Below are 13,886 nucleotides of genomic sequence, written 5' to 3' on the forward strand. Positions count from 1 at the left end.
CAGCAATTACAACGGCATCAAGGACCTCGGCGAACCCGGCCTGAACAACATCACCGTCGAGCTCTGGGATCCCGGTGCGGACCACGCCATCGGCGGCAGCGGTCCAAACAGCGACCTCCTCCTCAGCTCCACCACCACCGATTCCCTCGGACAGTACAGCTTCTACAATCTGCAGCCTGGCTACTTCTTCATGCGCGTCCTCATGTCGAACTCGTTGCAAATCATCGGCGGCAATCCGGTGAACCTCGACAACGGCGTGGACAATGATAACAACGCCGCCTCCCAGCCCGGCGGCCCCGGCACTCCGGCCTTCTCTCCCGTCATCACCCTCACCAAAGGCGGCGAACCCACCGCGGACGATGGCGATGCCGATACGGACAACACCATCGACTTCGGCCTCTTCCGCGGCATGAGCGTCGGCAACCTCGTCTGGCAGGACACCAACGACAACGGCCTCCGTGACGTGGGAGAGCCCGGCATCGATGGCGTCACCGTTCAGCTCTGGAACGTCGGCGCGGACAACAGCATCGGCGGCACTGACGACACCCTCCTGCAGACCACCACCACCAGCGGCGGCGGCGCTTATCTTTTCACCTCGGTGCCTCCGCTGAATGTCTTCGTGCGCATCCCCACTGCTCCAGCAGCGCAGCCGCTCTCCAGCAGCAGCACCACCTTTGCGGACAATGGCGTGGACAATGATGACAACGGCCTCCAGCTCAGCGGCGGCGCGGTGAACAGCCCCGTTATCACCCTCACTCCCGGCGCTGAACCGGGCACTACTGGCGGCACCTACAACGAGACCTCCATCGACTTTGGTTTCGTCAACATGACCCCCAGCATCTATGTGTCGGCCACCCAGGCGGACAGCATCCAGACTTTCAATGCCTCGACTGGTCTCTACGCCGGCTCTCTCGTCTCCGCCTTTGGCAACAGCCTCAGCCAGGGAAATGCCGACTACGGGGACGTCCCATATGGCATGGAGCTCGGTCAGGATGGCAACTGGTACGTCGCCCACTACGGCGCCAGCAATCTCCGCAAGATCAGCCCCGCTGGCACCGATCTCGGCCCTGTGCTGGACAACTCCACCGCCAGCATGAGCCTGGTCACCCAGTTCGCCATCGGTCCTGACGGCAACTTCTACGTCTTTGATTTGAACGGCGCCCGCATCGTCCGCTTCCAGGGCCCCAGCGGCGCCACTCCCGGCAAGCCCATCGGCACCGCTCCTTACACCTTCATTTCCCAGGCGGGCGTGGAGGACATGAACTTCGGTCCGGACGGCAATCTCTATCTCGTGGTCCAGACCAATGACACGCGCGAAGTGCGCCGCTACAGCACCACCACCGGTGCTCTGCTCAACACCATCGTTACGGACACCCAGCTCATCTCCATGGTCCCGGGGGGACAGTCCATCGCCTTGATTTCCGGCATCGATATCGAAGGCAATGTCCTCTACGGCGTCAACCGCACCGATGGCGAAGTCTTCAGCGTCAACATCGCCACGCCGTCCGCTCCGGGCCTGCCCCAGCTCGTCGGCACCATCTCCAGTGCTGGCAAAGGCCTGGTGGACACCCGCGATGTCGAGTTTAACCCTGCCGACAATCGTCTCTACATCGCCGGCTATCACTGGGACAAGCCCATCAACGCCAGCAGCTACATCACCGGCTCCCTCCTCAGCGTGGACGTCACCACGGCTCCCAATGGCACCGTCAGAATCTTTGAAGTCCCCATCCCGCGGCCTCCTGGCCCCAACTTCGAAATCTGGTCCGGCCCCCGTGACCTCGCCATCGGCCGTCCGTTCGCGCCGCTGCCAGATTCCGTCTCCATCGGTTCCATCGTCTGGAATGATGACAATGCCAATGGCATTCAGGATGCTGCTGAAATCGGCATTCCCGGTGTCCGCGTCGAACTCTGGCAGGATCTGAATGGCAACTCCGCCGATGGCGCTGAATTCCTCGTCGGCTGGACCTACACAGACAGCAATGGGCTCTACTACTTCTCCGGTCAGGCCCCGGGCGTCTATCAGCTCCAGATTCCTGAGTCAAACTTCGTTGATGGCCTGCCTCTCGCCGGCAGCGGCTACAGCAGCCCCATCTCTTCCAATCTCGATGACCAGATCGACGGAGACGACAACGGCCGCCAGCCCGGCGGTCCCAAGACCGTCGTCAAGAGTCCCCTCATCACCCTCACTCCAGGAACCGAACCAACGGGTAATGGTAACAGCGGCGCCGAGTCTGGCCGCGGCGGCGAACTCGATGACTACACCGTGGACGCCAGTGGCGACATGACCGTGGACTTCGGCTTCGTCGAACCCGGCATCATGGGCATCGGCAATCTTGTCTTCGTCGATGACAACGGCAACAACCGCTTCGATGTCGGCGAGGGCAGGGATGACGTGGCCATCGAGCTCTACCGTGTGGGAGACACGCCCGGCGTCACGCAGCCGGTGGCTTCCGCGGTCACGGCCAATGGCGGCCTCTTCCTCTTCAGCAATCTCTGGCAGGGACAGTACTTCCTCTATCTCCCCGCCTATCAGTTTGAGTCCACCGGCAATCTCCGCGGCCTTTTCAGCCTTCCCGTTATCACCGCCGGGGACGACAATGTGGGCCAGGACGCCCTGCCTACGGACACGCCGTGGATTACCGGCGTGCGCACCGGCACCATCAATCTCGTGCGTGAGGCCGCCCCCACCGACTCTGGTACCGAGACCGGCTTTGACTCTTCCACCGATCTCAATGACGTCGAAGTGGACCTCACCCAGGACATCGGCCTCTTCCGCCCCGTTGCTCTTGGCAACATGGTCTTTGCCGACAACAACTCCAACGGCCACTACGACGTCGGCGAAGGCATCTCCGGTGTCAGACTCGAATTGTACACGGACACCCAGTTCCCTGAGGTGGACAATCCTCTCGCCATCCAGACCTCCGATGCCGCCGGCCGCTACGGCTTCAATTTCCTTCGCCCCGGCAACTACCTCGTCCACATCCCGTCCTCCCAGTTCAAGTCGGGCGGTCCTCTCTATCAGCGCATCAGCATCCTCGAAGGTCTTTCAGGCGACGACGACGTCGGCGAGGACGGCGTCAATGATGGCGATCCAACACTCAACGGCGTCTCCTCCCTCGTCATCAGCCTCTACCCCGGCAATGCACCCACCGATGACAGCGGTGAAACCGGCTTCGAAGGCACCTCCGACAATCAGGACGACGCCGCCATCGACCTCACCATCGACTTCGGCTTCCAGACCCCGGTCGGCGTGGGCAACCTCGTTTACATCGACACCAATCAAAACGGCTTCGCCGACGTGGGCGAAGGCGTGGACGGCGTCACCGTGGAGCTCTTCCGTGGCGATCAGACCCCCGGCTTCGGCGTTCCGCTCTTCACCACCATCACCAGCAATGGCGGCTCCTACTTCTTCAATTCTCTGCCTGCGGGCAGCTACTCCGTCCACATTCCTTACTCGCAGTTTGAGCCTGGGCATCCGCTCAGCGGTCTGACCTCCGTCACCGGCGTCAGCAGCATCACCAGCGTGCAGGACGACAATCTCCCCGGCAACGAAAACGGCATTGATGATTCTGCGCCCTTCCTCAATGGCATCAGCAGCTCCGTCTTCACCCTCGCCGTCGATGCCGAGCCTACCGATGCCAATGGTGAAACCGGCATGAGCAAGGACCTCGACTCCTTCGACGACAACAACTTCGATCTCACCATCGACTTCGCATTCGCCCCCACCAACCCGAATGCCGTCGGCGTCGGCAACCTCGTCTTCGTGGACCTCAATGGCAACGGCACCTTCGATTCCGGCGAAGGCATTGACGGTGTGAAGGTGCAGCTTTTCGATGCTTCGGTCGATCCTCTCACCGCTCCGCCTCTCTCCACTCTCACCACCTCCAATGGTGGCTCCTACCTCTTCAGCAATCTCGTCGAAGGCGACTACCGCATCTTCATTCCGGCCACCGAATTTGCCGCTGGCAAGCCCCTCTCCGGCTGGCGCTCCCTCCCGGGAGACGGCGGTGACAACGGTCTCGATGACAACCTCGACGAAAACGGCATCGATGTCGACACCCCCGCCTCCACCGGCATCGCCTCCGCACCGTTCCATCTCTCTCCGGGAGATGAGCCTACCGACTCCCTCGGTGAGTTTGGCTATGACGCCTTCATTGACGATGCCAAGGATGAAAACTCCGACCTCACCATCGACTTCGGCTTCTTCCGTTCTGTCAGCCTTGGCAATCTCGTCTTCAAGGATGCCAACTACAACGGCCGTGCGGATGCCGGGGAAGGGGTGGCCGGCGTCGCTCTGGAGCTTTATGCCGAAGGCGCATTCATTCCCTTCGATGCACCTGTGGCCACCACCACCAGCGGCTCGGACGGTTCCTATCTCTTCTCTGACATCACCCCGGGCCGCTACTTCGTTCGTGTCCCTGCATGGCAGTTCGACTTCGGCTCGCCGCTCTACGGTTACTCCAGCGTCTTCGGCACTCAGGCAGGAGATGACAACATCGGTGAAGATGGCATTGACGATGGCAGTCCGAACTTCAACGGCATCCAGACCGCGGTGATCGAGCTCAGCCCCACCAATGCGCCCACCGGCAGTCAGGAAAGCGGCTATCTCGGCTCCAGCGACGACATCGACGATGCCGCCACCAATCTCACCATCGACCTCGGTTTTGTTCCGCACATCGGCATCGGCAATGTCATCTTCGGCGATGCCAACAACAACGGCATCTTCGATCCTGACACTGAAACCGGCGTCGATGGAGTCACCGTCGAACTGTGGTCCAATGTGGCGAACGCCACGGCTCCGGTCACCACCACCACGACTTTCGGCGGCGGTCTCTACAGCTTTAGCGTCGCTCCCGGCACCTACTACGTCCGCGTCCCTGCCTCCAATTTCCAGGACGGCGCGGCGCTCGAAAATCTTGTGCCTTCGAGATCTCTCTCAGGCGCCACGGTTTCCACCACCGCAGGCGATGACGATGCCGCGCAGGACGGCTACACCAACACCTCCGTGCTCGTGGACGGCGCACGCACTCCTCTCTTCACCGTTCTGCCAGACCAGGCTCCGACCGCCGCCACCGACGAAACCGGCTACTACTCCGAGTCCGACGACTTTGAGGACGCCAGTGTCAATCTCACCATCGATCTTGGCTTTGCTCCGAAACCTCTCGCCGTGGGCAATCTCGTTTTCCGCGATGCCAATTCGAACGGCCATTATGACGCTCAGGACATCGGTGTTGCCGGCGTCAAAGTGCGCCTCTTCAAGGTTGGCGACAATCCTGCCACCGCCACCCCGGTTGCAGAGACCACCACCAGCCTTGATGGCACCTTCCTTCTCAACACCTACGTCGAAGGCCAGTATTTCATCAGCATCCCCGCCTCCGAGTTCGCCACCGGCGCTCCTCTCAGCGGCACCTCCTGCATGATTGGTTTCGGCGGTGACGATGGCAAGGACGATGATGTGGATGAAAACGGTCTCGACGCCGCCTCCCCCATCACCACCGGTGTCAATTCCATCTCCTTCTCCCTGGCCTACGGCACCGAGCCTCTCTCCACCACCGGCGAGAGCGGTTACCTCACTTCGCAGGACGCCTACAATGACGCGGACGTGGACCTCTCCATCGACATGGGCTTTACCGGCGGCGTGGTGACCAACCTCGTCGGCATCGGCAATCTCGTCTTCCTGGATGCCAACAACAATGGCGTGGCAGACTCCGGCGAAGGCGTCTCCGGCGTCTGGATGCTCCTCTACTCCGGCACCGGCACCGCTGGCTCCAGCAGCTTCATCCGCAGCACCATGACGGACGCCAATGGCCGCTACTACTTCGGCAATCTCAACCCAGGCACCTACACCGTCCACGTCGCCGCCAACAACTTCAAACCCTCCGTCAGCATCAATGGCGGCCCCGTCGGTCCGGGTCCGTTGTATCAGAAGATCTCTCTGCGTGGCAATCAGGTGAATGTCGGCGATGACAACATCGGTGAAGACGGCATCGACGCTCAGAACCCGGAGCAGGTCGGCATCACCGCCAGGCCCGTCACCCTCACGCTCAATGCCTGCCCCACCGGCGCTGCCGAGGACGGCTTCCAGGGCACTTCGGACGACACCAATGACAGCAACTCCGACCTCACCATCGACTTCGGTTTCGCCTCCCGCCTCGGTGTCGGCAACCTCGTCTTCCGTGATGCTGACGCCGATGGCAAGTTCCAGGCCGGCGTGGACACCGGACTCGCGGGTGTCACCGTCGAGCTCATCTACAATGCCAGCTCCACCGCTCCGGACATCACCATCGGCTCCACTACCACCGACACCAATGGTGAATACATCCTCTACGGCCCGCCTGCCATTTCTCCCCAGACTTACAAGGTGCGCATCCCTGCCTCCCAGTTCTCTGCAACGAGCGTGCTCAGCTTCCTTGTTCCAAGCACCCTCCTCAACACCGGCAGCGACGACAATGCGAACCAGAACGCCCAGCCTGCTGCGGACCCCTCCACCACAGGCGTCGTCACCAGCGCCTTCTCTCTCGTCGCAGGCACCTTGCCGACCGACAGCGACGGCCGCGAAACTGGCTTCGACCGGACCAGCGACAACGCGGACGATGCCAGCATCGACCTCACCATCGACCTCGGCCTCAAGCCGAAGAAACTCATGGTTGGCAATCTCGTCTTCAAAGACGTCAACTCAAACGGCACCTATGAGTCCGGCATCGACCAGCCGGTGCCAGACGTCACCGTCAAGCTCTTCCAGCAGGCCCAGGCCGTCACCGACACACCTGTGTCCACCGCCGTCACTGCCGCGGACGGCACCTACATGCTCGCCGCCACCTCTCCTGCCGCCTACTACGTGCACATCCCAGCCTCAAACTTCGCTGCGGGCGGTGCGCTCGAAGGCATGACCTCCGCTCCTGGCACTGGCAATGTCCAGCTCACCAGCACTGCGGACACCGGCAAGGACGATCACTCGGACGAAAATGGCGCAGATGCGTCCTCGCCTTCCGCCACCGGCATCTCCTCCGGCCTCATCAATCTCGCCTACGGCACCATGCCGGTGAACAGCTCCCTCACCGCCAGCTCTGGTGAGAATGGCTTCCAGTCCTTCATGGATGATTTCTCGGACGACTCCGGCATCATGACCATCGACTTCGGCTTCCAGGCGCTCGTCGGCAGTCCGCTCGCCATCGAAGAGAAGCGCAATCTCGCTCTCAACCCCGCCACCACCTCTTCCGCCCCCGCCACCTTCACCGCCTGGCAGACTGCAAACTCCCTCTCCGGACTCAACAGCCCCAATGACGATCCGGATGGCGATGGCATGACCAATCTCCTCGAATACGCCCTCGGCACACCCGGTGGCAGCGGCCTCGGCGCCTCCCGCTTCGCCCTCGTCAGCAATGCCGTCACCGGCGCTGTCGATGCCGTCCTCACTCGCGCCAGCGGCAGCCCTGCGGATGTGCGCTTCTACCTCGAAGGCAGCAGCGATCTCACCACCTGGACCACCCTGGCCATCACTCCAGCCACCACTTCCAATGCGGACCTGACGCAAACCCTGCGCTACGCCGGCGTTGACTCCACCTTCACCGGCGCTTCCAGCGGCTTCCTCCGCATCAAAGTCGTGCTGGATTCCGATCTCGACGGCACCCCTGAAGCCACCGCCACCACCGCCGCTCAGGGCTGGGCCCGCAAGATCTTCCCAGTGGGCCGTCAGTCCCTCTCCATGCCTCTGCTCCAGTCCGCCATCTTTGCAGGTCAGGTCAGCTCCATCGCAGACCGCACCGTCTCGCTCAATCTCACTAGCGGAGATATCCGCACCCAGTTGCAGAATGGCGTCAGCTACTACCTCGAAGTCACCGATGGCGCTCTCCGCGGCCGCACCTTCGATTTCGATACCACTTCCTCAACCGCCGCAACCATCACGCTCACCACCGCCCCAGGCGCCGCACTCGCCAGCGCTCACGTCCGCATCCGTCCGCACTGGACGCTCGCCACCCTCGTCCCTGTCTCCAGCCTGCAAGCCGCCGCTTCGTCGGATACCGCGGACCGCATCATGTTCTTCGACAGCTCCACCAGCCAGTTCCAGATCGACTGGCTGCGCACCAACTCCGGTGCCGCGCAGTGGGTCCGCGATGCCGACACCGCCTTCGCAAGCGATGCCTCGCATATCATTCCTCCGCAGGCAGGCATGCTCGTGCAGATCCGCAGCACCCCTGCCACCCTCACCTTCGTCGGTGAAGTCCGCACCACCGCACTCGCCCTGCCGCAGACTTCCGGCACCTCCCTCCTCGGCACCGGCCTCGCCACGCCGCAGACCCCCGGCTCGCAGCCTTTCACCTCTGGCTCACGCATCCGCCTCTGGAGCGGCGATGCCGACCCCGCCACCGCCGCCTACCAGAACTACCTCCTCGATTCACAGTCCCGCTGGATCGACGAAACCACCTCCCTCGACGTCACCACCACTCCGTTGCTCGACTCCTTCCGCGCCTTTTTCTTGGTGAAACCATAGGGCAGGGGACCAGTCAAAGCTCGCTGCCACGTCGCCGCCTCGTGTGCGCCTCATCGCATTCGAATCCGCTTGCCCACTCCGGCTCTCCCTTTTGTCATGCCGGCTTTGGCCCGTCCGGTTCCGCGAACGTAGTTCGGGGGGCGCGTCGCGGCTTCGCAGCAGCCCGACCGGTTCTCGATCCGCAGGACGTCCCTGTCCCCCAAAATAAATCCCCGCACCTCTCAGGCACCCGCCTCAAAAAAACATTCCACACTCCAAACCCGCCCGCTCAGCGTATTCCGGAACAACTTTGCACTTTAAACCTGAAACTTTAAACTCTACATGCAGCGCATGACGTCTCACCGCCTGCTCCTCTTCATCGCGCTCGCGTTCAGCCTCGTCAGCTGCAACACCGTCAAAAACACGGGCAACAACGCCTTTCGTTTCGGCAGCCGCTTTGTGACCAAGGAAATCCCGCGCGCCTCCCGCTTTGTTTGGAATGGCGTCTCCGGCATGTTTCGTGGCGGCGATGGCTCTTTCTGGTATGCCGATGAAATGACAGGCCGGCCCAGCGTCGTCATCAATCTCGGCGAACAGATGGTTTATCTCTTCAAAGGCGGCCAGCTTGCCGGCGGCTCTCCCATCTCCTCCGGTGCCGAAGGCTACGACACTCGCCCCGGCAAATACCACGTCATCGACAAGGACATCGATCACAAATCCTCCATTTACGGCGACTACGAGGACTTCTCGGGCAACGTCATCATGCAAAACATCGACAACCGCATCGACCGCAGGCCCCCCGGCACGCGTTTTGAAGGCGCAAAGATGTACTACTTCATGCGCATCTACGGCGGCGTCGGCATGCACCAGGGTTATCTCCCCGGTTACGCCGCCTCCCACGGCTGCATCCGCCTGCCCGCCGGCATGGCCGAAAAATTCTACAGCGAAGTCAAGGTAGGCACCCCCGTCGAAGTCGTTCCCTGATCACACTTTCGTCTCCTCACTTGCCGCAAGCAGCAGTTCCTGCAGCACTTTCGCCAGCTGTCCTTCGGTAAATGGTTTGTCCAGCCTTTGCGTCACTCCCAGTGCCTCCATCTCCATTGCCTGCGGGTCCTCCATGCGTCCGCTGGCCACCACCACTGGCACCTTCGGCAGCAGCAGCCTCAGCACCCGCACAAAGGCCAGTCCGTCCATGTGCGGCATGTGCAGATCGGTGATCACCGCCCGCAGCTCCGCCTGGTGTCGCATGGCCAGTTGCAGCCCCTCCGCACCGTCCGCCGCGGTCACTGGCTTGAAGTTCAGCCGTTCCAGCACCACGCACGCCATTTCACGCACCGCTGCTTCGTCATCCACCAGCAGGATGGTCTCTCCGTTGCCTGGCCGCACCGCCGCCTCGGCCGGAGCATGCGGCATACCACCTTCTACCACACGGGCTGGAAGGCATACGGTGAAGGTCGAGCCCTCGCCAGGCCTGGAGGTCACCTGCAAAAATCCGTCATGGCTCTTCACAATGCCGATCACTGTCGCAAGTCCAAGACCCGTTCCTTTGTCCGGACTCTTCGTCGTGAAAAACGGGTCAAAGATCCTTTCCTGGATCTCCTGCGGTATTCCCGTGCCCGTGTCCTGCACACGGAGCGCCACATAGCGCCCCGGTTTTGCTTCGGTCACGGCGCTGGCAAATGCCTCGTCCACCTCGGTGGTGGTCGCCTCCAGCGTGAGCGTGCCGCCCGTGGGCATCGCGTCCCGGGCGTTCACACACAGGTTCAGCAGCACCTGGTGCAGCTGCGTGGCGTCTCCCCGAACCGCGGGCAGATCCGGCGCGCAGCTCACGCTGATCTGGATGTTCTTTGGGAAACTGCTGAGCATCAGCTTCTCCATCTCCCGCAGCAGCCGCTCCACCTGCAGCACGCTGTGCTGGCCGTCGGCTCCCTTCGCAAACGTCAGCAGCTGCCTCACCATGTCTGCACCGCGTTTGGCGCTGGTTTCAAACAAATCCAGAATCTTGGCCTCTTGCGGGCAGCGAGTCCTCAGCAGCTCCACTCCCATCAGGATCGGTGCCAGCGCATTGTTCAAATCGTGCGCCACGCCGCCGGAGAGCGTTCCGATGGCCTCCATCCGCTGCGAGCGCAGCGCCAGCCGCTCCATGTTCTTTCGCTCGGTCAGGATGCGGCTGCGCTCCAGCTCCAAAATAACGCGCTGCGCGATGATCCGCAGGATCTCCTGATCTTCCACGCTGTACTCTCTTGGACCATGGGCCAGCAGGCAGGTGATCGCCGCCACCTCTCCGCGGGCATCCAAAGAAGGCACTCCGCAATACGCGTCCGCCTCGTACAGGCGCAGCAGTTCGGACTCGGGAAACCTCTCCTGCACTCGGTCAAAAATCTGCAGGTCCTTGGTAGCGTCCACCACCTCGCAGGGCGTGTCGGCCAGCGCGCATCTTCCGGCGTCACGCAGGATCTTGCCGTCCGTGATCACCGCTCTGAACTGCAGCTGATTTCCTGACTTTTCAGCCAGGCACACCGTGGGAACTCCAAACAGTTCCGCCACCATGCTCACCACCTCTTCAAACACCGCGCCAGGTTCGCCCGAGAGCTTCATGCTCAGCTCTGAAAGCTTCTTCAGCTTGCGCAATCGTGCGGCATCCCGTTCTTCCGCCAGCCAGCGCTCGCTCACATCCTGCACCGTGCCCAGAGAGTGCAGCGGCCGCCCCGCTTCGTCATACATCGTCTCGGCTCGCTCCCTCACATGCTTGATGCGTCCGTCCGGCATCAGCAGCCGGTGCTCGATCTCATACGTTCTGCGGTTGCGCACGGCCTCGGCGTAGGTCTGCACCACGCGCTCGCGATCATCCGGGTGAACGGTGGCACGGAATACCTCGATCGATGGCTGCGTCTTCAGCGGATCCTTTTCAAAGATGCGGAAAATCTCGTCGGACCATTTCAGGCGGTTCTCTCCCACATCCAGGTGCCAGCTTCCCATCTGCCCGATTCGCTGCGCCTCTTTCAGCTGCGCCTCCCGCTCCTGCAGTGCGCTCGTGCGTTGGATCACCAGCTTCTCGAGCTCCGTATTAAACAGCCGGATCTCCTCCTCCGCCTGCTTGCGCTTGGTGATGTCCGCCCGGATGGCGATGTATTGCGCCGGCTTTCCGTCCGCGCCGAGAAACGGCACGATCGTCGTATCCACCCAGTAAACCGTCCCGTCCTTGGCGCGGTTTTTGATCTCTCCTTGCCACACCTGACCGCTCTTGATCGTCTGCCACAGCTCGCTGATGAAATCTTTCGGATGGTGCTGCGAATTGATGATCCCGTGATCCTTCCCCAGCAGCTCTTCGCGCGTGTATTTTGAGATCGCGCAAAATTTGTCGTTCACATACGTGATGATTCCGCTGGAATCGGTCACCGCCACGATCGCATGCTCGTCCAGCGCCGCCTTGAAGTCCGCCAGCAACTGTTCCGCCCGCTTGCGCGCCGTGATGTTGATCTGCGCGATCACCGCCCCGCCTTCCTCCCGCGAAAGTGCGGACACCTGCATCGTAAACCAGCGGTATTCCTCCGGCGAGTGGCATGGGTACTCGTGTTTGTACGTGGGTTGGGACCGGTTTAGCACGCTCCGGATTCCCTCCGCGATGTCCTCCGCTTCTCCTCCCAGTTCCCGCGCTGTATTCTTGCAGACTTCCAGGTAGTTGGCCCCCAAGCCCACCGGGTGCATCAGCGCGTCCGGTCCATTCCCCCGCGCAAAGCTTTCCCATCCGTCATTGACTGCGATGATCGTCCCTTCGCGGTCCACCACGGCGATGTTTGCCATCATCGAATTCAGCACCGCCCGGTTCAGTGCTTCGCTGGCTCTCAGCGCGCGCTGCGCCTCGTACTCGGCTGTCACATCCCGAAACACCAGCACCACACCGATGATCGCGCCCGCAAGATCTCGAATCGGTGCCGCGCTGTCAGCGATCGGCCGCTCCGTGCCATCCCGGGCGATGATCACCGTGTGGTTTGCCAGCCCGTGGACCTCACCCGTGGCCAGCACATCATCCACCGGAATCACCGCCGGTTCCCGCGTCACCTCATTGATGATGCGGAACACATCCTCCACCGGCCGCCCCATCGCCTCCGCCAGCGTCCAGCCTGTCAGCCTTTCCGCGATCGGGTTCAGCCGCGTGATGCGCCTCTGCGCATCCGTGGCCAGCACCGCATCACCAATGGAGTTCAGCGTCACCGCCAGTTTTTCCTCGCGGGCGCGCAGGGCCTCGGCTGCGTTCCTTTGCTCAGTCACGTCGCGCGCCGTGGCAAACATCAGGCCCCCGGTGTGCGGCATGGATCTCCAAGACAAAATGCGCCACGAGCCGTTTTTATGCTGATAGCGGTTTTCAAAGTGCAGCACTTTCTCTCCCGCCACCACCTGCCTCTCCACCTCCCGCAGCGTCGCCGCCTTGTCATCCGGATGCACCAGGTCAATGTACGGTGTCCGCAGCAGTTCCTCCGTGCTCCATCCCAGTGTCTGGCTAAATGCCGGGTTCAGGTGTTTGAAGTAACCGTCCGCACTCGAGACACACAGCATGTCCAATGGCAGCGTGAAGAAAAGATCCCGCTCCACCTCCGCCTCCTCCCGCTTTTTGAAGTTCCTCCGCACCAGCATTCCGCCCACGCCCGTCAGCATCAGGGACAGCGCGCTGCCAAACACCACCAGCGTCATTGTTATGCGGGAAAGCTCCTCCGCCCTGGCCGTACGCTCCTTTAGCAGCCGGCCCTCCTCCATCTTCATGGTGCCGACCAGCTGCCGGATATCGTCCATGGCCTTTTTCCCGTGACCCTCGCCGATGTATTGCAGCGCGGCGCCTGTGTCTCCGCTTCGGCGCAGATCCACCGCGCGCCCCGCCACCGCGATCTTGTTGTGGATTGCAGGCTCCAGTACGGCCAGCCGTTTCTGCTGTCCGGCGTTGTCCCGTGTCAACCTCCTCAGCTCGGCAAGCGGCTTCTTCAGCGCTTCTTTCCCTTCTTCATACGGCAGCAGAAAGTTCTCATCACCCGAGATCGCATACCCCCGGTTTCCCGTCTCAATGTTCAGCACATCCACCAGCACGCTGTCGAGATTGTCGATCACCTCTCGCGTATGATCCACCAGTCCGTTCAACTGCGCATTATGTTCCACGCTCCACCAGGCCGAAATTCCAATGACCAGAAGAGAGAGCAGGGCGGCGGCAAATCCCGCCTGAATTTTATATTGTTTCCGCACCACTCATTAGGTCCGACATCGCAATCTTTTTCAAGACGATATGTGACTGGAGGGCATGACACCCTTCATTCATTATTTTTTTAAGATCGTTCAAAACGTTGTCTGGAAATTGCGTGCCTCTGCCTGGTATCTTCGGCCAGTGGAATGCGTTTTTGCGACAGGTGTTGAATAATCATTCATTTTT

The 13,886-nt window shown here is 61.6% G+C and carries 3 protein-coding genes (1 of these 3 cut by a window edge); 2 read left to right on the forward strand and 1 reads right to left on the reverse strand.

Going from position 1 to position 13,886, the window contains the following annotated elements:
- Both ACILSR_RS03025 and ACILSR_RS03030 read left to right on the forward strand, forming a co-directional pair.
- Positions 1-8,491: the end of a putative Ig domain-containing protein gene (locus ACILSR_RS03025; RefSeq protein WP_395748246.1), read on the forward strand. 23,390 nt of this gene lie to the left of the window's left edge; the window shows 8,491 of its 31,881 coding nt (coding positions 23,391-31,881); the start codon falls outside the window, past its left edge; it ends in the stop codon at positions 8,489-8,491.
- Positions 8,492-8,821: 330 nt separating this feature from the next.
- The gene (locus tag ACILSR_RS03030) at positions 8,822-9,454 is read left to right on the forward strand and encodes a L,D-transpeptidase (protein WP_395748247.1); all 633 of its coding nucleotides are present in this window, start codon (positions 8,822-8,824) and stop codon (positions 9,452-9,454) included.
- On the opposite strand, the gene ACILSR_RS03035 is transcribed toward ACILSR_RS03030, so the two are convergent.
- A complete protein-coding gene (locus tag ACILSR_RS03035; protein WP_395748248.1) occupies positions 9,455-13,702 on the reverse strand; it encodes a PAS domain S-box protein in 4,248 nt (1,415 codons plus the stop codon).
- Positions 13,703-13,886: the final 184 nt, after the last annotated feature.

The sequence above is a fragment of the Prosthecobacter sp. genome, from assembly GCF_044222565.1.
GTDB lineage: Bacteria > Verrucomicrobiota > Verrucomicrobiia > Verrucomicrobiales > Verrucomicrobiaceae > Prosthecobacter.